The sequence below is a fragment of the Xenorhabdus vietnamensis genome, assembly GCF_002127535.1.
In the GTDB taxonomy this organism is placed as follows: Bacteria; Pseudomonadota; Gammaproteobacteria; order Enterobacterales; family Enterobacteriaceae; genus Xenorhabdus; species Xenorhabdus vietnamensis.
On record NZ_MUBJ01000003.1, the window covers coordinates 144929 to 171406 of the forward strand.

21 protein-coding genes, 1 tRNA gene and 4 pseudogenes are annotated in these 26478 nt (G+C 45.3%); 15 read left to right on the forward strand and 11 right to left on the reverse strand.

All coding sequences use genetic code 11. The annotated features are described in order from the left end of the window. The 6 genes and pseudogenes from Xvie_RS04730 to Xvie_RS04755 all read left to right on the forward strand — a co-directional run bounded on the left by Xvie_RS04730 (nucleotide 1) and on the right by Xvie_RS04755 (nucleotide 6433). Complete coding sequence (locus tag Xvie_RS04730) at nucleotides 1–1926, forward strand: phage tail-collar fiber domain-containing protein (RefSeq protein WP_086108208.1); 1926 nt, start codon at nucleotides 1–3, stop codon at nucleotides 1924–1926. Then, nucleotides 1926–2543: a tail fiber assembly protein gene (locus tag Xvie_RS04735; RefSeq protein ID WP_086108209.1), complete on the forward strand. Its 618-nt coding sequence runs from the start codon at nucleotides 1926–1928 to the stop codon at nucleotides 2541–2543. The genes Xvie_RS04730 and Xvie_RS04735 overlap by 1 nt, the downstream gene beginning before the upstream one ends. A gap of 287 nt (nucleotides 2544–2830) precedes the next feature. After that, entirely contained in the window at nucleotides 2831–3268 is a 438-nt protein-coding gene (locus tag Xvie_RS24345; protein ID WP_339373932.1) for a hypothetical protein, read from the forward strand. Beyond that, complete coding sequence (locus tag Xvie_RS04745; RefSeq protein WP_086108211.1) at nucleotides 3240–3776, forward strand: baseplate complex protein; 537 nt, start codon at nucleotides 3240–3242, stop codon at nucleotides 3774–3776. The genes Xvie_RS24345 and Xvie_RS04745 overlap by 29 nt, the downstream gene beginning before the upstream one ends. After that, entirely contained in the window at nucleotides 3776–5413 is a 1638-nt protein-coding gene (locus Xvie_RS04750; protein ID WP_086108212.1) for a type VI secretion system Vgr family protein, read from the forward strand. The genes Xvie_RS04745 and Xvie_RS04750 overlap by 1 nt, the downstream gene beginning before the upstream one ends. Nucleotides 5414–5680: 267 nt before the next feature. After that, nucleotides 5681–6433: pseudogene (locus Xvie_RS04755) on the forward strand (transposase). Here the strand turns inward: Xvie_RS04755 and Xvie_RS04760 are convergent. The 3 genes and pseudogenes from Xvie_RS04760 to Xvie_RS25115 form a co-directional block, all read right to left on the reverse strand. Then, nucleotides 6417–6599 carry a hypothetical protein gene (locus Xvie_RS04760; RefSeq protein ID WP_086108213.1) on the reverse strand — a complete coding sequence of 61 codons (183 nt, stop codon included), beginning with the start codon at nucleotides 6597–6599 and terminating at the stop codon, nucleotides 6417–6419. The pseudogene Xvie_RS04755 and the gene Xvie_RS04760 overlap by 17 nt on opposite strands. 54 nt (nucleotides 6600–6653) lie before the next feature. Next, nucleotides 6654–7139, reverse strand: coding sequence for a cupin domain-containing protein (locus tag Xvie_RS04765; protein WP_086108214.1), 486 nt, complete (start codon nucleotides 7137–7139; stop codon nucleotides 6654–6656). A 42-nt stretch (nucleotides 7140–7181) separates the two neighbouring features. Beyond that, a pseudogene (locus Xvie_RS25115) lies at nucleotides 7182–7402 on the reverse strand (transposase); the annotation flags it as partial. A gap of 4 nt (nucleotides 7403–7406) precedes the next feature. On the opposite strand from Xvie_RS25115, the pseudogene Xvie_RS04775 reads away from it, so the two are divergent. Together Xvie_RS04775 and Xvie_RS04780 are read left to right on the forward strand one after the other, a co-directional pair. Continuing rightward, nucleotides 7407–7538: pseudogene (locus Xvie_RS04775) on the forward strand (phage major capsid protein); the annotation flags it as partial. A gap of 139 nt (nucleotides 7539–7677) precedes the next feature. After that, a pseudogene (locus Xvie_RS04780) lies at nucleotides 7678–7803 on the forward strand (helix-turn-helix domain-containing protein); the annotation flags it as partial. A 315-nt stretch (nucleotides 7804–8118) separates the two neighbouring features. Here the strand turns inward: Xvie_RS04780 and Xvie_RS04785 are convergent. Continuing rightward, nucleotides 8119–8194 (reverse strand) — tRNA-Ile (locus Xvie_RS04785). Nucleotides 8195–8483: 289 nt separating this feature from the next. Here Xvie_RS04785 and Xvie_RS04790 point away from each other — a divergent pair. Next, nucleotides 8484–9263, forward strand: coding sequence for a GNAT family N-acetyltransferase (locus tag Xvie_RS04790; protein WP_086108215.1), 780 nt, complete (start codon nucleotides 8484–8486; stop codon nucleotides 9261–9263). A gap of 54 nt (nucleotides 9264–9317) precedes the next feature. Here Xvie_RS04790 and rpoD read toward each other — a convergent pair whose 3' ends face one another. The 3 genes from rpoD to rpsU all read right to left on the reverse strand — a co-directional run bounded on the left by rpoD (nucleotide 9318) and on the right by rpsU (nucleotide 13582). Beyond that, nucleotides 9318–11165 (reverse strand): RNA polymerase sigma factor RpoD, encoded by a 1848-nt coding sequence (gene rpoD, locus Xvie_RS04795; RefSeq protein WP_086108216.1) that lies wholly within the window; start codon nucleotides 11163–11165, stop codon nucleotides 9318–9320. Between the two features lie 332 nt (nucleotides 11166–11497). Beyond that, nucleotides 11498–13252 (reverse strand): DNA primase, encoded by a 1755-nt coding sequence (gene dnaG, locus Xvie_RS04800; RefSeq protein ID WP_086108217.1) that lies wholly within the window; start codon nucleotides 13250–13252, stop codon nucleotides 11498–11500. Nucleotides 13253–13366: 114 nt separating this feature from the next. Then, the gene (gene rpsU, locus Xvie_RS04805; protein ID WP_001144069.1) at nucleotides 13367–13582 is read right to left on the reverse strand and encodes a 30S ribosomal protein S21; all 216 of its coding nucleotides are present in this window, start codon (nucleotides 13580–13582) and stop codon (nucleotides 13367–13369) included. A gap of 481 nt (nucleotides 13583–14063) precedes the next feature. Between rpsU and tsaD the strand changes: the two genes are divergently transcribed. Continuing rightward, nucleotides 14064–15101, forward strand: a complete 1038-nt coding sequence (gene tsaD, locus Xvie_RS04810) for a tRNA (adenosine(37)-N6)-threonylcarbamoyltransferase complex transferase subunit TsaD (protein ID WP_086108218.1) — start codon at nucleotides 14064–14066, stop codon at nucleotides 15099–15101. A gap of 99 nt (nucleotides 15102–15200) precedes the next feature. Here tsaD and Xvie_RS04815 read toward each other — a convergent pair whose 3' ends face one another. Together Xvie_RS04815 and plsY are read right to left on the reverse strand one after the other, a co-directional pair. After that, nucleotides 15201–16241, reverse strand: a complete 1041-nt coding sequence (locus Xvie_RS04815) for a zinc-dependent alcohol dehydrogenase family protein (RefSeq protein ID WP_086108219.1) — start codon at nucleotides 16239–16241, stop codon at nucleotides 15201–15203. Between the two features lie 270 nt (nucleotides 16242–16511). Then, a complete protein-coding gene (plsY, locus tag Xvie_RS04820) occupies nucleotides 16512–17171 on the reverse strand; it encodes a glycerol-3-phosphate 1-O-acyltransferase PlsY (protein ID WP_086108220.1) in 660 nt (219 codons plus the stop codon). A 109-nt stretch (nucleotides 17172–17280) separates the two neighbouring features. Between plsY and folB the strand changes: the two genes are divergently transcribed. Next, nucleotides 17281–17634 carry a bifunctional dihydroneopterin aldolase/7,8-dihydroneopterin epimerase gene (gene folB / locus Xvie_RS04825; protein ID WP_086108303.1) on the forward strand — a complete coding sequence of 118 codons (354 nt, stop codon included), beginning with the start codon at nucleotides 17281–17283 and terminating at the stop codon, nucleotides 17632–17634. A gap of 81 nt (nucleotides 17635–17715) precedes the next feature. On the opposite strand, the gene Xvie_RS04830 is transcribed toward folB, so the two are convergent. Next, a complete protein-coding gene (locus tag Xvie_RS04830; protein ID WP_086108221.1) occupies nucleotides 17716–18888 on the reverse strand; it encodes a multifunctional CCA addition/repair protein in 1173 nt (390 codons plus the stop codon). A 15-nt stretch (nucleotides 18889–18903) separates the two neighbouring features. After that, nucleotides 18904–19524, reverse strand: a complete 621-nt coding sequence (locus Xvie_RS04835; RefSeq protein ID WP_086108222.1) for a TIGR04211 family SH3 domain-containing protein — start codon at nucleotides 19522–19524, stop codon at nucleotides 18904–18906. Between the two features lie 299 nt (nucleotides 19525–19823). Here Xvie_RS04835 and Xvie_RS04840 point away from each other — a divergent pair, with 299 nt between their 5' ends. From Xvie_RS04840 to Xvie_RS04855, 4 genes are all read left to right on the forward strand, one after another. Next, nucleotides 19824–20900, forward strand: coding sequence for a CYTH domain-containing protein (locus tag Xvie_RS04840; protein ID WP_086108223.1), 1077 nt, complete (start codon nucleotides 19824–19826; stop codon nucleotides 20898–20900). Nucleotides 20901–20985: 85 nt separating this feature from the next. Continuing rightward, entirely contained in the window at nucleotides 20986–23838 is a 2853-nt protein-coding gene (glnE, locus tag Xvie_RS04845) for a bifunctional [glutamate--ammonia ligase]-adenylyl-L-tyrosine phosphorylase/[glutamate--ammonia-ligase] adenylyltransferase (protein ID WP_086108224.1), read from the forward strand. 121 nt (nucleotides 23839–23959) lie between these two features. After that, nucleotides 23960–25384 carry a bifunctional D-glycero-beta-D-manno-heptose-7-phosphate kinase/D-glycero-beta-D-manno-heptose 1-phosphate adenylyltransferase HldE gene (gene hldE, locus Xvie_RS04850; RefSeq protein WP_086108225.1) on the forward strand — a complete coding sequence of 475 codons (1425 nt, stop codon included), beginning with the start codon at nucleotides 23960–23962 and terminating at the stop codon, nucleotides 25382–25384. Nucleotides 25385–25554: 170 nt separating this feature from the next. After that, entirely contained in the window at nucleotides 25555–26355 is an 801-nt protein-coding gene (locus tag Xvie_RS04855; protein ID WP_208612516.1) for a M15 family metallopeptidase, read from the forward strand. The last annotated feature ends 123 nt before the right edge of the window (nucleotides 26356–26478 follow it).

A 26478-nucleotide genomic window follows, 5' to 3' on the forward strand; every position in this document is an offset into this window, starting at 1 on the left:
ATGTCTTCAGTGATAACGACAGACTTTGAAAAATGGAAAGCGCAACAAGTGACCGCAGTCAAGCCTGTGGTACTGGATGAATTTGTTTTCGCGTATCTGCCGGGATTAGATCCGACTCAAGCCATTAGTCGTGATGAGAAATTGCCTGCGACAAATCAAATTGTTCACCGTCAGGCGGTCAACAAAACCGGACTGGCCAGTGAGAACGCCGTGGCTTACAGCGTCACACTGGGGACGGAAGTGGGTAATTTTGATTTTAACTGGATTGGTCTTATCAATAAGGCGTCCGGTGTGATTGGCATGATCACCCATGCCCCCGCCCAGAAGAAAATCAAAACCGCCAATGGCTTGCAGGGCAATGTCCTGACCCGCTCTTTCCTGCTGGAGTTTGACGGTGCGGCGACAGAAACGGCTATCACCACCACGGCGGAAACATGGCAGATTGATTTTACCGCGCGCTTGTCGGGCATGGATGACATGCAGCGTCTGATTAATACCGACAGTTACGGGGAAGCCGCTTTTTTTGGGGATAGCTTTGCGGTGGTGCGTCAGGGTGAACAGTATATTGTGAAAAAAGGACTGGCCTATGTCGGTGGGTTGCGTGGGATATTGGCGTTTGACCAGACATTGAACAGTTTACGTAATACCCGTGTGTATGCGGATTTCAGCTATCAGGGCAATCTGGTCAGTCAGTGGCAAACGGTGGTGAAAATGACTGCCGCAAATGAGCTGAACAACTATGTGGATGCAGCAGGCTACCCGCATTACGTATTTGCAGTTGCTCAGGTTGATGGTAATGGCAATGTGATGGATTTGCGAATCAAAGGGTCATTGAATGAGCGTGATATTGCCAATTTGAATAGTGAACTGGACAGAATGAAACAAGATTATGCGACCAAGAGTGCATTGAATGTTGTCCGGGACAATGCCAATAACCGCTTATCGAAAGCGGAAAATGGGGCCGATATTCCAGACAAATCCGCATTCATCAATCACTTGGGGTTACGGGACACAGTGGATTTGGCTAAAAACGCCTATCCCAAAACAGGCGGCATCATTGAGGGGAAAGTTTGGGCTACCAATGATATTGAAGCCAAAGGCTGGATTGGGGCTACCACACTGTACGATCGCCATAAAGATGGGCGGTGGTCGCAGGCATACAGCGAGGCGTTCCCGCCGACAGCGGCAGTGGTTGGCGCCTATTCCCGTGATGAGTCGAATAGCCGTTTCGCACTGAAAAACTCACAGGAAACCTTCACCTGTGGCAACCTGCATGTTGATGCAACGCATGACTGGTCTGGTATTGAATTCAAAAAGCCGAGTGGGTACAACACCACACTCACCTCCAATCCTGATAGCCATAAACACATGCTAACCCTCCGTTATCGCGATCCGGCAGATAATGAGCTGCACTCTGTGGATATCCGAAAGAAATCAGGCTCGATGGCATTAACCGATGAGGCCATTCCTATTGGTGGAATAATTATCTGGCTCAGTGAAAAGCCGTATCCCAGCAATTTTCTACCGCTGGAAGGGCAATGGTTTAATGCCCGTGATAATCCTGAATTAGCCCGTCTTTATCCGGCAGGTTCGTTACCGGATATGCGGGGGTTCGTTCCCCGTGGTTGGGATAATGGTCGCGGTGTCGATCCGGGACGGCAATTGGCATCGTCACAGGGGGATGCCATCAGGAATATCACGGGGCAGCTTAATGTCAGGGCTTGGAGTGATTACTCCGTCGTTGAGGATGCTTATTCCGCATTTCATAAATCCCGTGATGAAACGTCTGGACTGTGGGGAATATCAGGGCAATCCGGTAGAAAAGGCGCTGACATTGTCAGTTTTGATGCGTCCCGCGTTGTGACAACCGCCCATGAAAACCGAATGAAAAATATCGCCGTACAATTCTTAGTGAGAGCACGATAATGAGTAAATATCAGACAGAATTACCGATTGTAAAATTTGATGAAAATGGGTTTGCCCATTCTGATGGCTGGGTGCAGGTGTATTGTGCCAGTGAATATACCCGTGAATATCTGGGCACCCGGATAGAGCGCACAATGGCAGGGTTTAGTTTGTCCGCAGGGGCATACACAGATGCCCCCACATTACCGGAATCCCGCCATTATGCAGTGTGCCGCACTCATGACGGTACAGAATGGGAGCATGTGCCGGATCACCGGGGGCAAATGGCTTATCACACCCAATCACGCCAACGTATGGAAATCACGGCGATAGGGAAACTGCCGCCAGAATTGACGCAATCACCGCCTCAAACGTCCTTTGATTTCTGGAATGGAAAAAAATGGATCACAGACACAACCGCACAACGTCAGCATGAGATACAACAGGCTGAAATTCAATGTCAGTCACTGTCACGCGAAGCAGAGCAACAAATTACGCTGTTAGAACGTAAAAATCGCTTAGGTATATTAACTGAAACGGAGGTCACGTTATTGCGTGAATGGGAAATTTACAGTGTCAAACTCGCGGATATTGATTGTTATGCATCGAATATTGACTGGCCGGAGCAACCGAAATAATGCGCTGGCAGCGTAAAACTCTGCAACTGTCTCCAGATTTATCGGGGCTGTCTGCGGCGATTGTGCCTGTTCATCCGTTTATTTACGGCATCGGGCAACAAACCGACAGCGGCAGTTACTTAAGCCCGGCCAATGCCATTGACACGCTGGCAAATAAACTCATGGGGGCAGGCCATATCAACAGCCTGATACTGATGGTGTGCGCCAAAACCCACGCTGAATTTATGCAGCACCTCACGCAGTTTTCAGCCGTGCTGCCGCTGCCCACGTTTGCACAGGTCAAGCGGATGGCAAAAACCGCCGAAAGTCTGGCAACGACAAAAATGCAATTGCCGGGCAAGCCGGGCGGCGGATTACCGCTGCCGCAACCCTTATCAACGGCGACCAGCCGTCAGGCGGTCAATGCGCAATTGATAGCCCAAGCCAACGCACAGGCCAGCGCGGGCAGCAGTCTTGCCGGGTTAAAATCCCAGTTAACCGCGTTGACCGCCGCCCGGCAATCCGCCTTGCAGCAAGTTACCGATGCCATGAGCGGATTGGCGGGAAAATCGGCCACGGTCTGGGCGTTCTCAGGGAAAGGGAGCGGTGCACACGTGGCAGAAAAATTACGTCAGCATATCCCCGAACCGGACGCGGTTTACACACTGGCAGTTCTGTTTGCCGGGGACGATATCCGCCCATTAGAAAGGATGCTCCATGAGCCAGATTATCACCCTCGCCCTTGATGGCGAGGCTATTGCGTTAAAAAGCCTGACCGTCACGCCCTCCATGATGTTTCAGGATCAAGACCAGAGCGGCCAGTCTTCCAGTACCGCCGTGGCCGAACAGGGCATCAAACCGAAAGAATTGCGCATCACGGGCATAATTCCCTTTACCGAACAGAAAACCCTGTCGCGCCTGTTTGCACTGGCGGAAGCGAAAGACGGCGGTAACCTGAAACGCTACCGGATTGCCAACCTGACCGCACAGGCCATTAACTTTCGCATCGGTACGTTTACGGGCACGATTGATGCCAGCAAGGTGGACGGCAAACAGGCATGGCAGGTCACTTTTACTCTGCGGGAGCATTTATCTGTGGCTGAAAAACGCGATGCTCGTACTGCCGGCAATGTGAAGGCCAAAAAACAAACAAGACAGGGTGGGGGTGTCGTAGAGGAAGAATCAGAAGAGTTAAGCTGGTTTGAACGCAATGTATTGAAGCCGATTAATGATTGGATAGGGCCTGCCAAATAATGACACCGATTAACCGACTTCATCTCTCCGGCGATGAGATCCATTTGGTGGATGCCAATCTTATGCTGGAACTTTCATCTTGCGGCCGCGGCTTTATCACGGCAGAGACAACCACGGATTACACCGGAAAATTGGTGCGCCTCGATGTGGGTTACACAGATTTGTTGCTGCGCTGGTTTACGGGCTATGTGGAGCGTTCGCAGCCTGCCCAGAACGGCTATCAGCGCCTGTTTGTGCGTGAATTGGTCGGCGTGTTTGACCGTCCGTGGCCGTGTTCGTTTCAGCACCCGACCTTACGCCAGATTGTGGGCTGGTTGCAGGAACACAGCGGACTGATGTTTACCCTGCCGGAAGCGCTTTATATTGATAAACCGATCCCGCACTACACCCATAACGGCACGGGCTACCAGTTGCTGGCGAATCTGGGGCAGGTCTTTGCCATTGAGGATTATATCTGGCATCAATTGCCGGATGGTTCGGTTTATATCGGCAGTTGGGCGCATTCGATGTTTGCCGGAAAACCTGTTGAAATTCCGAATGAATTCAGCCAAAGTCAGTCCGCTGGCAATGCCATGACAATCCCCATGATCCAATCATTGCGTCCCGGCTTTGTGGTTAATCAGCAACGGCTGAGTAAGGTCAATCTGAACAATGAGAACATGACAATTACATGGATATCAGCAGGTCAGTCGGAAACCAAAACGCCTACACAGCGCCAGATTGATGCCACTTACCCCGAATTATCAGCCGGATTGCATTTGCCTAAATTTGCGCGCATTGAGGCACACACGGAAAGTACAGCTAGCGGTGATATTTCCGATCCTTTCCGGCCACGCTATGCGGTTGATGTGCAATTGCTGGATGATAACGGCAAAGATGCTGCTGCCCCGGTTTACCGTGCCGTGCCGCTACCTTTGCCGATGGCGGGTGGTGAATCGGGCATGTTCCAGTACCCACCCATTGGCACGGTGGTTGAAATTGCGTTCGAGGGCGGACGACCGGACAAACCCTTTATTCGCCAAACTCTGAGCCAAGGCAATACCCTGCCGGATATCCAACCCGGTGAACAGTTGCAGCAGCAGCGGGCGGAAGTCTCGCAGCGCGTGACACAGGAAGGGAGCTGGATACGCCAGACTGACCAGACGATTAATGAATCGTCCATGCACCGTGAAGTCAGGGCAGACACGGAAAACCGCACCGTCGTTGCACGGGATACCACGATACAGGCGACGGATAAAATCACGGTCTTGGGAACGTCCACGCTATTGGCGGGCGCTGTCCAGCAAATCGCAGAGGGTGACTACAGTGTGGCAACCTCATCGAATTTCGTCGCCAGTGTCGGGAAAGAGGTCACTATCGACGTCGGCCAAACGCTGATTGAGAAAATTGGCCTGCTTAAGCAGAGCATTGCCGGAGCCAAGCAAGAAATTGTCGCGCCCGTGGTCTGGGTGGGCAGCCAGCAACTTAACGTCATGACCCTGATGTTAGACACACTGGATGTGGTCAGGGAACTGGCAGAACTGACCGCTGCGCATACCCATCACAACACAGGCACCCCGGAGAACGCCAGCGTGATAAGGAACACGGCGTATAAATCCGATGGGTTGAAACAGAAGTATTCCCCTGTGATTGGTTAATATGACTGTATAATAATTGCACATAATACATTGATACACTTTGCATTAGATTGTGGGCTGTATTCGCTATTAATGAGCTTTTAAACGAAGGTGTTGATTTGGTGGTTGAAAAACATTCTTTATAGCAATATAGCAATGATATCAGGCTACCATGTGATGATCTCTGTTTAATAACAAAGCGCTGGTTTTTACCCAGCGCTTTGTCTATACCAATCTAACTGGAAGATTGATCTGCTTTAATTAAACAGGACACTTTAATAACGGAATATGATCCCATTATTGAAGTGTAAAATGACAAAACGTAAAAATAGAACTTATCCCACTGAATTTAAGCAAGAGGCTGTGGCATTAGTGCGAGAGCAAGGATATAGCGCGCCGGAAGCCGCCACATCGTTGGGCATCGTAAGTTAAGTTACTCTACAGCTGGAAAGCGAAATTTGAAGCTGAACAATCTGGGACAATCTTAAGTACGGATGAGCGCGCTGAACTGGCCAGGTTATGCAAAGAAATTAATCAGCTGAAAATGGAGAAAGAAATCCTAAAAAAAGCCAGTGCCCTCTTGCTCAAGGAAACGTAGGAAAGTTTCAAATCATTAAACAATTAGCGACTAAGTATCCCGTAATCTGGCTTTGTCACGCGCTGAATGTCAGCCGTGCTGCTTATTTTAGTCAGTCGAGCCATAATCAAAGCCTACCATTTACGCCAACTGCCGAAAGGATTGGTGTTTTATATCGATAGAGGTTCACAGTATACCAGCAAACGTTATGGTGCTTTACTTGATAACTTTGGTATTAGAGCGAGTATGGGCGATGTTGGAGCCTATTGGGATAATGCTGTCGTTGAACGTTTCTTTGGGAGTTTAAAACATGACGGGTTATTTAAGTCCCCCAATTAGCACGTGAGCAAATGAAAAATGATGTTGCACAGTACATGCGATATTACAATTTAATCAGGCTTCATACTGCAAATGGTGATATGTCACCCTTTGAATATGAAAATTCCTTTAGAAAAGTATCCTGATTTTGTTGCGCAGAACAGTGACTTGTGTTGGCACAAATTGACTTTCTGTTACCTGACAAAAGAGTCGCACCATGATTTCAATATCAAAATCCATGCGACGGCCAACATCTTTTTTAGCCAATAGTTGTAGTGTAGGAGCCAGCGGATAAATACGGAACAGACGCATGGCATCTGCGCCCGTTTTCTGCCCTGATGTAATTAACGTGACGATATTTCTTTGTTACGCTCCGGGTTCACCGCCCCAATAATCAACTTCGTTGCTGACCCGTCCAACAAAATGAAACAATTTTCCGTTTTGCTGCTTTAACACAGACTGAAACTTACCCGAGTCCGGATATTCAATCACATCTGCTGAAACATTCGCTGAAATAGCAAGATAGCACAATGGAACTGAACCAGTGTTGATTATTTGATGGGCGGTCTCTTGCCCTCCCGCCGGGGCGCTTACAACGTCACCTTTCTCGATCGAAAATTCATCGGAGCCAAAACGGTAAGTGCCGTTACCTTCAAGAACAAAGAAAAGCTCGTCCACGCTATGATGGTTGTGAAACGGGCAGCTACTTTTACCTTTTGGCACTTCGTTATAGGTGATACCTAAATGCTTGAGGCCAAGCTGTTGTCCAAAGGAAATATCTGATCCCTCATAGAACTCACCTTGTTTCCAAGACTTGAGAGTAAGATTTTTTAGATTGATGATGGGGTTCATGAATTCTCCGAGTATCGTCAGATTATCTTGCTATAATTCCACATTTTCCACCAATTGCTGGTAACAATATAAACCTCTATCAGTATGCTTATCGGATTTTCGACTATTTTTTCTAGACGGAATGGCCGCTGTCGCCCCTGATTGTTTGTCATAATTTCTAAAGGCTTTGCTATCGTATCCCTTGTCAGCAATCACAAAATCTGATGCAAGTGATTGTGCCACCAATTTTACGCATGAACAATATCGTGGGTTTGAGCTTCTGAAGAGCGGGAACGTTTACAGGCGACTGATCCCGACATGTTAATGAGCTTGCCTGCCCATTACATAGAATTTATGCCGGATAAGGTGATCTATCTGGGTGACTTTAAACGCGGTTATTTCATCGTTGACCATGAAACCGATAGTTTGTCCTTTGGGTTCAGTATACTGAAAAAGCAGTGGGATATTGGTCAAAAACCCTATATCCGAACGGCATTAAAAGCTGAACTGAGAACCCTGTCTAAATCGCCATCATCAATGATCAATTGATGGAAGTTGTCCTAAAGGAAAGTGGATTATTGCCAACTATCTTGAAATATATCCCTCAGAGATCTGGCCTAGCCGTTATTTTAATATGGGCGGTCAGCTTATTGAGTGTAAGGCTCGCAACAAACCACAAGAATAAATTTCCTTAGCTTACTATCTATCGTGAAAAGAATAAGTTTTGGTATGAAGCCTTGAGATTGGAATGGTATTCAGACTTAGCCATTTTTAGCATTCATGGCTTTTTTGTATTGCAAGTGGCAATTAGGGAGGAAACAGAAAGCTAGGCGTCGTATGTTCAGGGAACGTGATAAGTATCACAGAGAGAAATACGATAACGGCTCATTACCGTAGCGGTGTTAATCGGTTATACCTCACGCTACTGCCAGAAGGTATCCTATGGGTATCCTAGAAAAAACTAAGGGGTCGCACTTTTGATGCAACCCCTTGATAAATCTGGTGGCCCCTGCTGGACTTGAACCAGCGACCAAGCGATTATGAGTCGCCTGCTCTAACCACTGAGCTAAGGGGCCGTTAGAGTGGGGAGATTATACGGTACAGTTTGGTCTTAGGTCTAGCCCCCAAAATTCATATGCGTGTTTTGTATACAATAATCAGGGTATTTTAACGTATCTCAGGTTATTGGAAGTAATCTGAAATCTTTTTTAGTGATATTGGTAGCTTTTATAATAAATGTTTCTGATTATTTACTGTGCTGCGCCCATGATTTGGCCAATGAAGCTGTGTTAGTGTAGTTTTGTATTTTTCATCGATTTTCAACCATTCTTATTACTTTTAATAAAAATATTTTGGTAAATCAATATGGAAGAACATAATTTAGTGGCGGATATTTGGACTCATCACCAAATAGAAGATCATTTTTTCTCATCTATTAGCCAAATGTCTCAGCATATTAGTGAAAGTGTTCGTGCCTATGTGACCGGTGTTGAAACGCATTCATTGAATTTTGTGTTGGTGATCAATGTTAATCAACAGACTGCGGAGGATTTGCAAAAAGGGATTCAGTTGCTGGATGAGAAAACTTACGTTCCTTTTGCGATTGTTGCTGTAGAACCAGATAGTCAAACTTTAGCAGTGATACAGCAGGCAGGATTTGTGTTTGATGCTGATAGTATAACTACCGCCATGCAACTTGATTTGGTGAATTGGCAAATGAGTGATCTATCAGCTATGGCATACGATATTCGGTGTGTTAACCACTGTTTGGATGATTGGGCAATCCTTGTAGAAAGCGCATTTGAGACAGGTGATGCTATTTCTGGGCAATACCAAAAATGTCATCAGGCGGCTTTGGATGCGGGGAAAAATCTGCAGCATTATGTCTTGTATGTCAATGGTCAGCCGGTTTCTTCTTTAACTTTATCAAGATTAGATAATATTGTTCGCCTTGATGAAATTAGTACATTGGTGGAGAAACAGAGAAGGGGATATGCTTCTGCTTTGCTCAATCATGTGTTGAATGAAGCTAAACAATATGGTGCAACTGCGTGCTATTTAGATGCTTCTCGTGATGGTAATGGATTGTATCGACGCATTGGGTTTAAGCCATTGTTTGAATATCAGGGATTTATACGCGAATAATAAAAAGCGTCTGCCGAAACAGACGCTTTTCAGACTTATCAGCAAGTTTGTTGATTAGTCATCAAGGAAGCTGCGCAGTACTTCGGAACGGCTAGGATGACGCAGTTTGCGCAGTGCTTTTGCTTCGATCTGACGAATACGCTCGCGGGTTACATCAAATTGTTTACCCACTTCTTCCAGAGTATGGTCAGTATTCATATCGATACCAAAACGCATACGCAGAACTTTCGCTTCACGTGCAGTCAGACCTGCCAGTACATCGTGCGTGGCTGAGCGCAGGCTTTCTGAAGTTGCTGAATCCAGCGGCAGTTCGAGAGTGGTATCCTCGATAAAATCGCCCAGATGTGAATCTTCATCATCACCCACAGGGGTTTCCATGGAGATTGGCTCTTTGGCAATTTTCAGTACCTTGCGGATCTTGTCTTCAGGCATCAACATGCGTTCTGCCAGCTCTTCCGGTGAAGGCTCACGACCCATTTCCTGCAACATTTGACGGGAAATACGATTGAGTTTGTTGATGGTCTCAATCATATGTACTGGGATACGGATGGTGCGTGCCTGATCCGCGATAGAACGAGTGATCGCCTGACGGATCCACCACGTTGCGTAAGTTGAGAATTTGTAACCACGACGGTATTCAAATTTATCAACCGCTTTCATCAGACCGATATTACCTTCCTGAATCAAATCGAGGAATTGCAGACCGCGGTTGGTATATTTCTTCGCAATCGAAATAACCAAACGCAGGTTGGCCTCAACCATCTCTTTCTTCGCGCGACGGGCTTTCGCTTCACCGATTGACATGCGACGGTTGATATCTTTGACCTGCTCAATGGTCATGCCAGTCTCTTCTTCGATCTGGTGTAATTTATGCAGGCTGCGCAAAACTTCGTCTTCAACTTCCAGCAACTTTTCAGACCATGGCTTGTTCATTGCTTTTGCAGCGGTGAACCATGTCTCACTTGTTTCATTGCCAGAGAACAGAGTAATAAAGTTTTTCTTTGGCATTTTGCACTGCTCAACACACATCTTCATGATCTGGCGTTCTTGAAGACGTACACGATCCATCATGGAACGCATGTTGTTGACCAGATAATCAAACTGTTTTGGAACCAGACGGAACTGTTTGAATACTTCAGATAAAGTCAATATTTCTGCTGCGGTATTAGGATGACTGCGACCGTGAGTTTTGATTGCCTGACGAGTCAGTTCGTATTGCTCACGCAGTTCTTGGAACTTCTGGCGAGCTAATTCTGGATCGATGCTGTTATCATCATCACTGTCAGTATCTTCATCATCTTCATCATCATCTTCATCATCATTGCTAAGTTCTTCCTGAGGAAGTTCTGAGCCAACGTGAGTAGCTGTTGGTGCAAGATCTTCTTCTGCGTTAGGATCAACAAAACCTGTGATCAAATCGGACAGACGACTCTCGGCGGATTCAACACGGTCGTACTGTTCCAGCAGGTAAGTAATTGCTTCAGGGTATTCAGCAACGGAGCACTGCACTTGGTTGATGCCATCTTCAATGCGCTTTGCAATGTCAATCTCACCTTCGCGAGTCAGAAGCTCAACCGTACCCATTTCACGCATGTACATGCGAACCGGATCAGTGGTACGACCGATTTCTGACTCGACACTAGATAACACTTGTGCGGCTGCTTCCGCTGCGTCTTCATCTGTGTCGTTTGTATTTTCTGCCAACATGAGATCATCGGCATCAGGTGCTTCTTCCATTACCTGGATGCCCATGTCATTGATCATTTGGATGATATCTTCTATCTGATCAGAATCGACGATATCTTCCGGCAGATGGTCATTGACCTCAGCATAGGTCAGATAGCCTTGCTCCTTACCTCGGGTGACAAGTAGCTTTAGCTGTGACTGCGGGTTTTGCTCCATAAGACGGTATCCACACTTCAGAGTATTGGTTGGTGTCGGTCGGCGAAACAAATATGCCAACAATAACATTTGAGGGCGTTTTCATTATATTGCCGCTGCCCTCAATTGCGGCAATTGTAGGGTTATTTACCCTACCTAATGCGGCATTTAAGCCGTGAATTCTGTGTCGTAATTTTAGGTTTTGATTTAAAACCTGTTTCACCAAGCTATATTTTCTCAAGTTATATTACGGATGCGAACTTATTGCGTAAGACTTATTGTGTAAGTAAGCCAAGTAATATAGTCTCCGAGTAATGTAATCTTGAAGTAAATAGCTTTGCTGAGACAGATTCTTATTTCCTCGCGCCAGAAACCGTAATCAACCGGACTTCTTCACGCTCTTCTGGTGTTAGGCCTTCAGTTCTCTCTTTGGCAATCAGAAAGTTAAAACGTTCATCAAGTGCTGACGCGAAAAGATGATTCAGTGCATCGCTAAAAGTTTTTTCAGCAATCTCTTCTATCTGTATATCGTTCCATGCAGCAAGCTTTTCAAGCTGTTTAGCATATTTATTATCGCGATATTGCTCTAACAGTTGTCCGGTGGTTAAACCGGGTTGGGCAAGGCACGTGTCAACAAGCTCTATGAATAGCGGCAATCCTGCTATTTGAGTAGAAAACATTCCCTGTAGTGGGGGAACTAACGTCGCTAAATGCGGATTTTGCACCAGCAATGCGATCAATATGCGCATTGTAGTTGGTTTCAGTTTTAGTGTCTGATCTGGGCTTGTATGTTTTTTGACTTGTTTTGCCAAAATTAGTTCCAAGTGTTTTGTATCAGGCGCAGCTGTACCAAACAGTTTACTAAATTCTTGAAGAAGATAACTCTGTAATGTTTCCCCTGGCACTTGACCGATAAGAGGCATAGCAAGTGAACTGAACTTGGTTTTGCCTTCAGTGCTAGTCAAATCAACCTGTAGCAGCAGTGATTCGAATAAAAATTCAGATAAAGTCAATGCCTTTTCTATTCTCTGTTCGAACGCTTCCTGCCCTTCTTTTCGAATCAGTGAATCAGGATCTTCGCCATCAGGCAAGAACATAAAACGTAATTGCCGACCATCATTCAGGTAAGGCAGTGCCGTTTCCAATGTGCGCCATGCAGCATCACGGCCCGCACGATCACCATCGTAACAACAGATGACGCTATCGGTTGTCCTGAAAAGCAACTGAACGTGTTCGGCTGTCGTGGATGTTCCTAGCGAAGCTACGGCATAGTCAATACCGAATTGGGCCAATGCTACAACATCCATATAACCTTCAACCACCAATAGCCTTGTAAGCGTACTGTGGCTTTGCTGTGCTTCATAAAGGCCATATAACTGACGGCCTTTATGAAATATTTCTGTTTCCGGCGAGTTCAGGTATTTGGGAAGCGCATCTCCCAGCACCCTGCCGCCGAATGCAATCACACGACCACGACGATCGCGAATAGGGAACATCACACGTTCGCGGAAACGATCGTAAGTGCGACCATTGTCGTTCGTGACCAGCATTCCTGCATCATTTAGCTGTTTGCGATCTTCCTCGTTATGGGCAAACCGTTTTAGGGCGTTATCCCATCCCGCAGGAGCAAAACCAATGGCAAAACGATTGATGATTTCTTCACTGAGCCCACGTTGAGCCAAATATTGTCGGGCTGATTGAGCGCCGTAGATATTCAGTGAATGCTGATAGAAGCTGTTGAGCTTATCCATCAGCTGGTAAAGATTTTGCCTTTGGTGACGTTCGATTTGACTGCCGCCGGAGCCTGCTTCGTAAGGAACTTCCAGCCCATGCATTGCAGCCAGTTCTTCAATGGATTCGACAAAATCCAGCCTGTCATAATTCATCAAAAAATCAATGGCATTGCCATGAGCTCCGCAACCGAAGCAATGATAAAACTGTTTATCACCATTAACAGTGAATGAAGGGGTTTTTTCGTTATGAAAAGGACAGCACGCTTGATGATTTTTACCTTTCTTTTTCAGAGGCACCCTAACATCGATCAAATCAATGATATCGGTTCTTGCTAATAAGTCATTGATAAATGCGCGTGGAATTCGTCCAGCCATAAGCCCTTTTACGCCTGTTGATGAACGAGAATAAGCCGCGCTTCCTTTGGGAAAGCACGGCCTTTAACTGCAATAGTTTGTTAATACAACCACTAAGCGGATTGACCGCAAAGATTAGTACAAACGAGTGCGGCGTGCGTTTTCACGAGCTAGCTTCTTAGCATGACGCTTAACAGCAGAAGCTTTAGCGCGTTTGCGCTCAGTCGTTGGTTTTTCATAAAACTCACGACGACGAACTTCTGCTAATACGCCTGCTTTTTCGCAAGAACGCTTAAAGCGACGCAGTGCTACGTCAAATGGCTCGTTTTCACGTACTTTAATTACTGGCATGTGCCTCTCACCTCAATAGAAATCGGGTTTGTCGCTGGCCTGATAGTGCCAGCCGTCTTTAAAATGGTGCGGAATTTTACTTCAATGAACACGGCTTTGTAAAGTGCCGAGGCAAATTGAAACCGATAACGCCATGGGTTACAGGATGCTTTTTTGTACGCAAAACAAGCAATCTGACGTCGGCGTCATTAACATTAACCACACAGGATATTCAAGTAGGGTGTTGATTATAGACTAAACAGAAAAAATAGCCAGCATGTAATGGACTCAGTGGCGAGAATATTGGTACGAAGAGTGGTTATTGGCGGAGAGTGAAGCAAACAGAGGGATGCGGATATCTATCGGAGGGTTTAGATATAGAGGTAAATAAATAGATTAGAGGTACATAAATAGATAGTGTTACACTGGCGCCCGTTGAAAGGAATACGAATGTGTATAGTGACTAAACAACGAGACGTAAAACAACGAGACGAATAGTGCAATGCGAGTTTTAGGTATAGAAACGTCCTGCGATGAAACCGGAATCGCAATTTATGACAGCAAAACCGGTCTGCTAGCCAATCAATTATACAGTCAGGTCAAGCTACATGCTGATTATGGTGGTGTTGTGCCTGAACTGGCGTCCCGTGATCACATTCGTAAAACGGTTCCTTTGATTCAGGCGGCTTTGAAGGAAGCGGGCCTGACGAGTAAAGATATTGATGCAGTTGCTTACACTGCGGGGCCGGGGTTGGTCGGTGCGTTGTTGGTAGGGGCAACCATCGGGCGCTCGCTGGCATTTGCATGGGATGTGCCTGCCATTCCCGTGCATCATATGGAAGGCCATTTGCTGGCACCAATGCTGGAAGAAAACACTCCTGAGTTTCCTTTTGTTGCCTTATTGGTTTCAGGCGGTCATACCCAGCTTATTAGCGTAACGGGTATTGGTGAATACAAATTGCTCGGTGAATCCATTGATGATGCGGCTGGTGAGGCTTTTGACAAAACAGCAAAACTGCTCGGATTAGATTATCCGGGCGGGCCAGTGCTTTCCCGTATGGCACAGCAGGGCAAGGCGGGACGTTTTGTCTTCCCGCGTCCGATGACAGATCGTCCGGGGCTGGATTTCAGCTTCTCTGGTCTGAAAACGTTCGCAGCCAATACGATCCGCAATAACATTCATGGCCATGATGTGGCTGAGGATGAACAAACCAAAGCAGATATTGCCCGCGCATTTGAAGATGCGGTTGTGGATACATTGGCGATAAAGTGTAAACGCGCCTTGGAACAGACGGGATTCAAACGTTTGGTGATGGCGGGCGGAGTTAGTGCAAACCGGACGTTGCGTACCAAGATGCAGGAAGTGATGGGAAAGTTGGGAGGTGAGGTTTTCTATGCCCGACCTGAATTCTGTACTGATAATGGGGCAATGATCGCGTTGGCTGGCATGATCCGTTTGCAAGGAGGAGCTGCCGGTGAATTGGGTGTAACGGTAAAAGCACGTTGGCCGTTGGCGGATCTTCCTGCTCTGCAAAAATGATAAAAAACACGCTGTTTGATATAGGCTGAGTGCCATTTGGGACTCAGCCTTTTATACCTTTCGTCTTTCAAATGGCGTGGTACCTGATTATCCCTTTGTTTATTCTGCCGTCAGAACAATTTTCAGGGCTTGCTCCTTTGCAGCGTTACCAAAAACTTCATAGGCGGTTTCAATTTCACTCAGCGAATAGCGATGGGTTACCAGCTTTTCAGGTGAAATCTTGCCGGATTGGACGCTTTTCAGCAGCATAGGTGTGCTGCTTGTGTTTACTAATCCTGTCGTGATGGTGATGTTCTTGATCCAAAGATCTTCTAAGTGCAATTCAACGGATTTTCCATGAACACCAACGTTAGCAATATATCCACCAGCGGTAATGATATCTTGGCAGATCTTGAATGTTGCAGGGATACCAACACATTCAATCGCAACATCGACGCCAATGCCATCTGTGAGCTTCTGGATTGTTTCGACCGCATTTTGATGTGTGGGGTTGATGACTGTGTTAGCGCCAAACTGTTGTGCGACACGAAGGCGGTTATCATCGGTATCAATCATGATGATATGGGCTGGTGAATAGAACTGCGATGCCAGTAACGCAGAAAGCCCTACAGGGCCTGCGCCGATCAAGGCGATGGTATTACCCGGTTGTACCCTGCCATTGATGACACCGATCTCAAGACCCGTAGGCAGGATATCACTGAGCATTAATGCCGCATCTTTATCGATGCCTTCCGGCAGACGGTGCAGGCTGTTATCTGCATGGGGAATTCGCACTTTTTCAGCCTGCGTTCCATCGATCTTATGTCCAAGTATCCAACCGCCATCTTCACAATGGGAATAAAGCTGCCGTTTGCAATAACGACAACGGCCACAAACCGTGATGCAGGAGATAATTACTTTATCACCCACCCTGATATTATGGACTGATTCTCCAACAGATTCGACTATCCCAATACCTTCATGACCCAATGTTCGTCCTATGTCTACAGTTGGAACATCCCCTTTGAGGATATGTAGATCTGTTCCGCAAATAGTGGTTTTGATAATGCGGACGATTGCATCGGTTGACTCAATAAGTTGAGGTGGTGCTTTTTCTTCCCAATGTTTTTTGCCTGCGCCATGATAAACAAGAGCTTTCATAAGGTCTCTCCCATCGGTTATTTGGTTTTTTGCCGTGTTAATTCGATTCTTTTAATTCAATTCCTTTAATGAGTGAAAAACAATCAATATTAAAAAGTGTAGTATCTTTCACGACAAAATTGGAATAAAGCCACCGTTCTTCAATGAGGAGCCATTTTTTCTAATGGAACTCCACTAGATGTTGAGTGCTTGAATTGTTTATAGGAGATAAAGGCGTTTTGAGAGAGATGAGGATAAGAGCAAAGCCCCTTTATTGGGGGCTATCCGCTTTCAGTTGTCTTGTTTTTCCCGCTCTTTGGCAGCTTGAATCTTCTCTTTATCTGTCATTTCCTGTTTCTTTTTCAGTTTCTGCCAGATACGGCTTTCTTGTCCTCGCCAAAGACGTTGAATATTATCGTGATGACGCACAAGCACTAGACATGACAGCATTGCGACGGGAAAAGTGAATTCAGGTTTGAACCACCAGACATAGAAAGGCGCAATTAATGCACCAACGATGGCACCTAATGAAGAGTAGCCGCTTAACAGAACCGTCAGCAACCACGTACCCGCGATCAATCCCATCAGATCCCAACCAGTGGCAGCAATGGCACCGAAAGCAGTTGCCACACCTTTTCCTCCTTTGAAATGGAAGAAGAGGGGATAAATATGCCCCAGGCAGGCTGCAATGGCAATAAGGCCTAAATACAATGGGGAAATGTTGAGTTTGTAAGCCAACCAAACAGGTATTAGCCCTTTTAGAACATCACAAACCAGTACTGCTAATGCAGCCCACTTCCCTCCTATGCGCAGTATATTCGTTGCCCCTGGATTGCCGGAACCATGCTGACGGGGATCAGGAAGCCCTGCCAAACGGCTGATCAATATCGCGCTGGATATAGAGCCACACAAGTACGCGAAGATGATCATGCCAAGCGCGATTGCACTCATAAGATATCTCCAATGAATAAGGGTCGTTTTCTTAAGTCTAACAATGGATAATACGCACATTTCGCCGGAAGTGGTATCTGGTGAACTGAAAAACGGGGAAAAGGTCGTGATGGATATCGTATTTATTGAAGAATTAACAGTCATTACTACTATTGGTGTTTATGACTGGGAACAGTCTATTAAACAAAAATTAGTGTTCGATATCGAAATGGGATGGGACAACAAACGCGCCTCTTCCAGTGATAATGTTGAACACTGTCTGGATTATGCCAAAGTTAGTGAAGCCATCATTAATCATGTGTCTAACCAACGTTTTGCCTTGGTCGAGCGGGTTGCAAAAGAAGTGGCGGATATCTTGCTGACCCAATTTCATTCACCTTGGGTAAGGGTTAAAGTCAGTAAATTGGGCGCGGTTGCACAAGCAAAAAGTGTCGGTGTAGTGATTGAACGGAGTGCAAACTGATTAGCGGGTTCTTTGGCTGATCGCATTAACAAGCGCCCCAGTTAAATTAATTATTCGGGACGCTTGAGTTGATTGATTAAGTTAACCAATCAACTGTTGTTTCCAATCTGCGATGGCAATGTGTCGTTGACGTTCCAGCTCCGTTCGTATTTCAGCGCCCTGAAATCCACGGGCAATCACTTCTTGGACGTTTACTTGATTGGCAATGGTAAACACTTCACGCAAATAATCACTTTGTGGATAGGATGAAGTTTCTGCTTCTGTATATCCATTGTTGTCTGCTACACGATAGGCCGCTTCACTACAGGTAATCAGCTGTTCAATGCGCTGAGGCTTGCGCCAGGCATCCACGGCATTAAATAAGGTCAGCAGGGCTTCTGGAGGCAATTGTTTTGCGATATGTACCCAATGGTGATATTGCGTCACAATCGTGGCTAAGTCGCGTGCTGAGTTGGGAATGCGCAGCCGTTCGCACATTTGTTTCAGCGGTGTCATTTCGATATGGCAACATAGAGAGGCAAAACGAATGTCTATTTCTTTGCTCAATTGGGTAGATATTTGCAAAGCGTGCAATGAATGAAGCCCTGCATCATGTCCAAGCAGAGGAATGCCAAACAAGTTATCAAGCTCAGGAAAAAGCACGGTCAATGCTCCGCAATCACGCAGAACCTGAAAATAGGCTTGTGGTGATTGTGAAGAGAGCGCTTTTTCAGTTTCCCGCCAAACCCGCTCAGGAGTCAGTGATGACAACTCACCATTTGCGACCATTTCTATAATGAGTGCTTGTGTTTCTGGTGCAATTGAAAAGCCTAAATGGGCAAAGCGGGCAGTAAAACGAGCCAAACGCAACACACGTAATGGATCTTCTGAAAATGCACTGGAGACATGGCGCAGGATGCGATTTTTGAGATCATTCACACCGTGATAAGGATCGATTAATTCACCTTTGGGCGTTTGGGCAATGGCGTTAATTGTTAAATCACGGCGCAGGAGATCTTCTTCCAGTGTTATATCGGGAGCGGCATAACAGGTAAAGCCAGTATATCCCTGACCTGATTTTCTTTCCGTACGTGCCAGCGCGTACTCTTCATGGGTTTTAGGGTGCAGGAAAACGGGGAAATCTTTTCCAACTTGTTGATACCCCTGAGACAACAGTTCCTCAGGGTAACCTCCAACGACAACCCAGTCCCGCTCAGTTACGGGCAGACCCAATAATTGATCGCGAACGGCGCCACCAACCAAATAAATTTTCACTCTTACTTCCTTAAATCAGCTCATCCAACGATCTTTACTTTTACGACGGGGAATAATGTATGGCAGCATCAACCCTAAAAGCAGGCCAATTCCCGCAACACCACCGCCATATGTAAACCACTGCAAGATAATTTCTCTTTGTCTTTTATCCAGATGCGAATTGGCAATTTCTACCTTTTTATCAGCCACGATCAATTTATTCTGGAGCTGTTCGTTTTCTTTTTTCAGATCACTGATGATCTTATCGCTGGTTGCCACTTTGTTTTGTAGCTCGGCAGTGTGCTTATTCCACCTCTCGTCAATCGTGGATAGATTTTCGGTCAGTGTTGTGATCTTTTGTTCCATAGAAGGAATACGTTCACGCAGGCTCGGAATGTTGCTGAGTTCACTGGCGAGTATCCAGCTTGTACGCCCTTTTCGGTCTTTTACTTGCAAGTAGCCATTATCTGATTTGGGGCTGATTAAGGTAACTTCTTCACCGGCATTAACTGAGCCAATGATACGATTATTAATACTTGGACCGCTACGAATGTAAGCTGACAGCTCATCAGAAACATAGCGTTTTTCTTCAGCGTGTACGGATAATGGAAGGGTAAAACTCAATAACAGGATAAATAATTGATGTAGTTTTTGCATTCTGTTTTCAACTGTTCTTTGTGTACGGATTAATCGAATATAGGCTAATCGTGATCCAAACTACTTAAAGGATAGTAAAGAGTTAAGTTTATAGGTGCAATCAGTAAACCAGAATAAATGCTATATCAACTGATGGAATACAGGCCCTGTTAGGGGGTTTTTGGCGAAGTAAATATGATGTTTGTTGAGAGAACACCCTATTGTGGTTTATTTTCTCTTTTGTGAGAATTTTTTCTTCTGTGAAAAAAGTGAACAGAATTGAGAAAAAATTTTGTGATATCAAGTGAGGAATAAAAAATATGAGTTCTGTAGAAATAGAATTGAAACTGTCCGTGAAGCCTGATGCAATACCGGCAGTTCGCCAGCAGTTATTTCAGTTTCCTCATGATTACACTTCACCACAACATCTGACTAATATTTATTTTGAGACGGCAGATAATCAATTACGGCGTTGGGATATGGGGCTGCGCATTCGGGGTTTTGACGGGCACTATGAAATGACCATCAAAACTGCGGGCAAAGTCATTGGAGGATTACACCAGCGCCCTGAATTCAACGTTCCTTTACATCATCCTGAATTAGATTTAGCACAATTTCCCGACCATATCTGGCCTGAAAATACAGATCTTGACCATTTACAAGCGCAATTGAATCAATTATTCAGCACCGACTTTAACCGTGAAAAATGGCTTATAACCTACGGAGAAAGTGAAATTGAAGTGGTGTTGGATCAGGGAACCATTTTTTCTGAAAATAGAGATTCAGGAAGTCAGACTTTACCTATTTGTGAATTTGAACTGGAACTGAAAAACGGAAATATCACTGATGTTTTGTCATTAGCAAGCAAACTGGCATCACAGGATGGCCTGCGTTTAGCAAATAAAAGCAAGGCTGCGCGGGGATATGCGCTTGTTCATGGTTTGTCACATAAAAATGGTTTGTTACATAAAAATAGTTTGTCACATAAAACATTGCCAAATGTGCCGGACGAGTTGGAATGGCAGCAGCCATTGTCTGTGCTTCTGACTGAAATTCTGGCTCAGTGGCAAGAGCAAGAAGAAGGATGGCTCGCAGGTTTGCCAGAAGGAAAAATGGGATTGGTGCAGGTGTTACAGTGGATGACGAAACTGACTGAAAGACAGACTGAACATTTGCCGATATTGGCGTTATTAGCTGATTTATTGCCGGAGTTAAGGGCTGCTTTATCTCCTGTGATGCTATCTCCAGCAACTGTATTCTCCGAAACGATGCCTTCTCAAAATACGTCCTCTGAAGCTTGGTCTGCAAATAATTCAGACGCTGAAATCGTGTGTTACAGCGCTTCTTGGCTGAAATGCAAGCTGGCGTTAATGCAATGGTTGATGGTTCAGCACTGATAAGCCTTTTATTATGTAAAAAATGGCTAAAAAAACGTAAAAACAACTTAAGATCGGCTAAAAACAGTCAGTAAGGAAAACAGTTATGCTGCCACTTTCATTACCCTTAGCTCGACAATTCCAGCATATTGCTGCAAATTTTCCGTCATTGGGGGAAAAAGTAACGTCCTTTTCACCTAATGAACAGGCTGTGCTGTCATTGAGTGATTTTGTGGCAGAAAACGTGTTATCTCATTCGGTATGGCTGGAAGATATACGCCAGAATCCCCCTCAACCAGAGGAGTGGCAACATTATGCCTATTGGTTAGAACAAGCATTGCTGGTGGCAAATGATGAAAATGGTCTGATGCGGAGTTTACGTCTTTTCCGTCATCGGATATTGGTCAGGATTGCATGGTCACAGGCATTGCAAACTAGTACGACAGAACAGACATTACAGCAATTAAGTATATTGGCTGAAACCTTGATTATAGCCGCCCGCGATTGGCTTTACCTGCGTTGCTGTCAGGATTGGGGAACGCCTGCAAATAGTGATGGTGTGACACAGCCGCTGCTTATTTTGGGGATGGGAAAGTTGGGTGGCGGAGAACTCAATTTTTCCTCTGATATTGACCTTATTTTTGCTTATCCAGAAAATGGCGTAACGCAAGGTGGCCGTCGAGAAATGGATAATTCTCAATTCTTTACTCGATTGGGGCAGAAATTAATTAAGGCGCTGGATCAACAAACCGTAGATGGGTTTGTTTATCGTGTAGACATGAGATTACGTCCATTTGGTGACAGTGGGCCTTTGGTTTTTAGTTTTCTGGCGTTAGAAGATTATTATCAGGAACAAGGGCGTGACTGGGAGCGTTATGCCTTGGTGAAAGCGCGTATTTTGGGGTCTGGTAATCAGGCTTATTGTCAGGAGCTGCGCCAAATGTTGCGCCCGTTTATTTTCCGTCGTTATATCGATTTCAGTGCAATTCAATCTTTGCGCAATATGAAAGGCATGATTGAACGGGAAGTTCGTCGTCGGGGATTAAAAGACAATATTAAATTGGGCGCAGGCGGAATCCGTGAAATTGAATTTATCACTCAGGTTTTTCAGCTTATTCGCGGGGGAAGGGAACCGAGCCTGCAATCCTGTTCATTGTTGCCCGCATTGAAGGCCATTGACGATTTGGCTTTGTTGCCCACGGAGCAGTTGAAACAGCTGGAAGAAAGTTATCTGTTTTTACGTCGGCTTGAGAACTTGCTGCAATCTATTCGTGACCAACAAACGCAAACCTTGCCTGATAATGAGCTGGATCGTGCTCGTCTCTCTTGGGGAATGAATTTTGCCGCTTGGAATGAATTGATGGCAGAAACTGAACGCAAAATGAACTCTGTGCGAACTATCTTCCGACAATTGATTGGCGATGAAATAGAAGAAAATAGCGAAGAGGCCAACCATATGCCGTTCAAAAGTTTATGGCAGGAAGTCCTTAACACCGATGAACTCATCGTATTGATTCCTCATCTTGATGAAATGCAAGCCCGGAAAATGCTTGATGTGATGGCACTTTTCCGTAAGGACGTCAGTAAGCGCACCATTGGTCCACGGGGAAGGGATGTGCTTGATCAATTGATGCCTCGTCTGTTGGGAAAAATCGGCGCTCGGGAAGATGCTGATATTGTTTTGGAGCGGATTATTTCTCTGCTGCTCAGTATCGTTAGCCGTACGACTTATCTGGAACTGATGCTGGAATCAGAGCAGGTCATGATTCATGTTATCCGGCTTTGTGCCGCTTCTCCGATGATAACCAGCCAGCTTGCCCGTCATCCGTTATTACTGGATGAACTACTTGATCCCAAATTGTTGTATCAGCCGTTACCGATGGAAGCCTATCGCGACGAGCTTTATCAATATTTACTGCGCATTCCTGAGGATGATGAAGAACAATTGCTGGAGGCTCTGCGTCAATTTAAGCAAGCACAATTATTGCGTATCGCAGCAGGAGACATTGCGGGAGTCTTGCCTGTGATGAAAGTGAGTGACCATCTGACTTATTTGGCAGAAGCGATTATTGAGGCTGTTGTGAAGCTGGCGTGGAACCAAATGACAAAACGCTATGGTGTTCCGGCGCATTTATCCCAACAGCAAGGATTGGGATTTGCCATTATTGGTTATGGCAAATTGGGTGGGTGGGAACTCGGTTATGGTTCTGATTTGGATCTGGTGTTTTTACTGGATTGCCCTATGGGTGTGATGACGGATGGTGCCCGTTCTATTGATGCCCGCCAATTTTATTTACGTCTTGCCCAACGTATTATGCATTTGTTCAGTACCCGAACGGCGTCAGGGGTATTGTATGACGTTGATGCCCGCCTACGGCCATCCGGTGAGTCGGGAATGCTGGTCAGCACTCTTGAAGCCTTTGATGATTACCAAAAAAATGAAGCGTGGACCTGGGAACATCAGGCTCTGATTCGTGCTCGTATGGTTTTTGGTGATGAGAAAATGCGTAGTGATTTTGAACGTATTCGCCGAGAAACATTATGTCTTTCCCGCGATCCCGATCTTCTGCGTCAACAAGTGCGTGAGATGCGAGAGAAAATGTATCGGCACTTGGGCAGCAATCAACAGGATCAATTTGATATCAAAGCTGATCCGGGAGGGATCACAGATATTGAATTTATTGCTCAATATCAGGTACTGCGTTATGCCCCGGAAAATGCAAAGCTGACTCGCTGGTCCGATAATGTGCGAATTTTCGAATTAATGGCGAACTATAACATCATGGATGAGCAAGAATCGATGGCGCTGACACAGGCTTATATCACCATGCGTGATGAACTGCATCATTTAGCTTTGCAAGCGTTATCCAGCCGTGTTTCAGTCGGACATTTCAGTCAGCAGCAAGCATTGGTACGTGATAGCTGGCAAAAATGGCTAGAGAATGATTTTAGTTCATAGTTGCCAGAATGGCTGAAACCGCCGCTTTTCCTGATCGAGTTTTCTGGTACTGGGTTTGATTATGGTAGTATTTGATTATGGTAGTATTCGCAACAGTTTATTCTGATATTTGGAGCATGGGATGAAAGTAACACTCCCTGATTTTCACTGCGCAAGTGTTTTGGTTGTTGGCGATGTCATGTTAGATCGCTATTGGTACGGCCCGACTAGCCGCATTTCTCCGGAAGCACCGGTTCCAGTGGTTAAGGTAGAAACCATAGAAGAACGGCCTGGTGGAGCAGCTAACGTAGCCATGAATATTGCTTCATTGGGAGCTAATTCACGTTTGATTGGCTTGACAGGCATTGATGACGCTGCGCGGGCATTGAGTGAGAAACTCAGTAGTGTGAAAGTCCGATGTGATTTTGTTTCTGTTCCAACTCATCCCACTATTACTAAATTGCGTGTCTTATCTCGCAATCAGCAATTGCTACGTCTGGATTTTGAAGAAGGTTTCCAGAGCGTGGATGCCCAGCCTATGCTGGAAAAAATTCAACAATCTTTGCCTCATATTGGTGCGTTGGTATTGTCGGATTATGCCAAGGGAGCGCTTAGTCAGGTTCAGGCCATGATTAAGCTTGCCAATGAAGCCAATGTTCCTGTGCTTATCGATCCAAAAGGCAGTGAGTTTGGCCGCTATCGTGGTGCAACGCTGCTTACACCGAATATGTCAGAGTTTGAAGCCGTTGTAGGGCATTGCAAGGATGATGATGATGTCGTGCAGAAAGGCACGAAACTGGTGCAGGATTTGGAGCTGAAAGCGTTATTGATCACGCGTTCTGAACGAGGCATGAGTTTGCTGCGGGTTGGGCAACCCCCCTTGCATCTGCCGACTCAAGCGCAGGAAGTTTTTGATGTCACTGGGGCAGGAGATACCGTGATTGGCGTATTGGCAACGGCATTAGCCTCTGGTAAGCCACTGAACGAAGCCTGTTACCTTGCCAATGCAGCCGCAGGCGTGGTTGTTGGCAAGCTGGGAACTTCTACTGTTTCACCTGTTGAACTGGAAAATGCAGTGCGTGGGCGTGCAGAAACCGGATTTGGTGTGATGAATGAAGATAAACTGAAAGACGCTGTCGCACAGGCGCGTCAGCGTGGTGAACGTATCGTCATGACTAATGGCTGTTTTGATATCCTTCATGCGGGTCATGTTTCTTATCTTTCCAATGCACGCAAATTGGGTGATCGTCTGATCGTTGCCGTGAATAGTGATGCTTCCACCAAGCGCCTGAAAGGGGAAACTCGTCCAGTGAATCCATTGGAACAGCGAATGACTGTGTTATCGGCACTGGAATCTGTGGATTGGGTTGTCGCATTTGAAGAAGATACACCGCAACGCTTAATTGCGGGTATCCTACCGGATATTTTGGTCAAGGGCGGTGATTATAAGCCGGAAGAGATTGCTGGTAGTGAAGACGTTTGGGCTGCGGGTGGCGAAGTGAAGGTATTGAATTTCGAAGATGGTATTTCAACAACCAATATCATCAAAACCATCAAGCGCCAGTAAATTTGGTATCGTGTGCCGTTATGCTTCTTTTGGAACATGGCGGCATGTATTTTCTCTCTTTTAAGCGATCTGTCATTTTTTCTATCAATAATACATAAATGAATCATTTACTCTAAGCGGGTAATAATTATGATAATGGATTGTCTAATTTATTATTTATGATGGATTCTATGAAACTATTTAAATTTGCATTCTTATTTGTTTTTTTACTTCCCGATTATGTGTCAGCGAGAATATCCCCACTCACACAAGATGATTGCCAGAAAATGGAATTGTCTGGTGTGATAATAAAAAACAATCCAATACCCTGTAATCGATTAAACGTTGTTAATTTCAAATATATTGACTTCTCTGGAAATGAAAATATCGGTGAAGTCGTTGTTCTTGATGTATTTTCACCACAGGTTGAAAATATTTTTAACGAATTATTTTCAGTCAGATATCCAATGCATAAAGCATTGGCAATCGAGCATTATAATGGGGATGATAGGGCTTCCATGCGTGATAATAATACATCAGCATTTAATGGAAGGAAAATCACAGGAGCTTTATCATGGTCAAAGCATGCGTATGGCGCAGCCATAGATATCAACCCGATACAGAATCCATTCTTAGGTTTTAAGCATGGCATCCCTTATGTTTTACCTGAGAGTAGCGAAGAAAAATACTTAAATAGAATAGATAAAAGACCCGGGAAAATAGTTAGAGAAGGGATGGCAGAAAAAGTGCTTGATATCTTTTTTTCGAATGGTTTTATGAGATGGGGAGGGTATTGGGATACACCGATAGATTATCAGCATTTTGAAGTGGGAAGTATCGGGTTTATTGAGGAATTATTGAAAAAGCCGTTATCCATAGCAAGAGAGGAATTCAAAATTTATGGAAATAATTATAAGGCGTGTATAAAAAATTCAACTCAACATAATATAGATACTATCAGGGCTATATGCATAGAAAAAAACATAAGATAATTTCTTAATTATTAGATGGAATAGAGGTTAAATATCCATTTATGAATGGAAAGGAATACCTGATAGATTTCGAATAGCAGTCCATAAAGCGGAAATTTGAAAAATAGAGAGGAGAACTGAGCT

What these genes read in the sequence shown, in the direction of transcription:
- hldE (WP_086108225.1), top strand. Translation starts at nt 23,960, where the DNA reads ATGAAAGTAACACTCCCTGATTTTCACTGCGCAAGTGTTTTGGTTGTT.
- Xvie_RS04730 (WP_086108208.1), top strand. Translation starts at nt 1, where the DNA reads ATGTCTTCAGTGATAACGACAGACTTTGAAAAATGGAAAGCGCAACAA.
- rpsU (WP_001144069.1), bottom strand. Translation starts at nt 13,582, where the DNA reads ATGCCAGTAATTAAAGTACGTGAAAACGAGCCATTTGACGTAGCACTG.
- tsaD (WP_086108218.1), top strand. Translation starts at nt 14,064, where the DNA reads ATGCGAGTTTTAGGTATAGAAACGTCCTGCGATGAAACCGGAATCGCA.
- Xvie_RS04750 (WP_086108212.1), top strand. Translation starts at nt 3,776, where the DNA reads ATGACACCGATTAACCGACTTCATCTCTCCGGCGATGAGATCCATTTG.
- Xvie_RS04765 (WP_086108214.1), bottom strand. Translation starts at nt 7,139, where the DNA reads ATGAACCCCATCATCAATCTAAAAAATCTTACTCTCAAGTCTTGGAAA.
- Xvie_RS04835 (WP_086108222.1), bottom strand. Translation starts at nt 19,524, where the DNA reads ATGCAAAAACTACATCAATTATTTATCCTGTTATTGAGTTTTACCCTT.
- dnaG (WP_086108217.1), bottom strand. Translation starts at nt 13,252, where the DNA reads ATGGCTGGACGAATTCCACGCGCATTTATCAATGACTTATTAGCAAGA.
- Xvie_RS04855 (WP_208612516.1), top strand. Translation starts at nt 25,555, where the DNA reads ATGAAACTATTTAAATTTGCATTCTTATTTGTTTTTTTACTTCCCGAT.
- Xvie_RS04735 (WP_086108209.1), top strand. Translation starts at nt 1,926, where the DNA reads ATGAGTAAATATCAGACAGAATTACCGATTGTAAAATTTGATGAAAAT.
- Xvie_RS24345 (WP_339373932.1), top strand. Translation starts at nt 2,831, where the DNA reads ATGGCAAAAACCGCCGAAAGTCTGGCAACGACAAAAATGCAATTGCCG.
- Xvie_RS04745 (WP_086108211.1), top strand. Translation starts at nt 3,240, where the DNA reads ATGAGCCAGATTATCACCCTCGCCCTTGATGGCGAGGCTATTGCGTTA.
- Xvie_RS04790 (WP_086108215.1), top strand. Translation starts at nt 8,484, where the DNA reads ATGGAAGAACATAATTTAGTGGCGGATATTTGGACTCATCACCAAATA.
- glnE (WP_086108224.1), top strand. Translation starts at nt 20,986, where the DNA reads ATGCTGCCACTTTCATTACCCTTAGCTCGACAATTCCAGCATATTGCT.
- plsY (WP_086108220.1), bottom strand. Translation starts at nt 17,171, where the DNA reads ATGAGTGCAATCGCGCTTGGCATGATCATCTTCGCGTACTTGTGTGGC.
- Xvie_RS04815 (WP_086108219.1), bottom strand. Translation starts at nt 16,241, where the DNA reads ATGAAAGCTCTTGTTTATCATGGCGCAGGCAAAAAACATTGGGAAGAA.
- Xvie_RS04760 (WP_086108213.1), bottom strand. Translation starts at nt 6,599, where the DNA reads ATGCGTCTGTTCCGTATTTATCCGCTGGCTCCTACACTACAACTATTG.
- Xvie_RS04840 (WP_086108223.1), top strand. Translation starts at nt 19,824, where the DNA reads ATGAGTTCTGTAGAAATAGAATTGAAACTGTCCGTGAAGCCTGATGCA.
- rpoD (WP_086108216.1), bottom strand. Translation starts at nt 11,165, where the DNA reads ATGGAGCAAAACCCGCAGTCACAGCTAAAGCTACTTGTCACCCGAGGT.
- folB (WP_086108303.1), top strand. Translation starts at nt 17,281, where the DNA reads ATGGATATCGTATTTATTGAAGAATTAACAGTCATTACTACTATTGGT.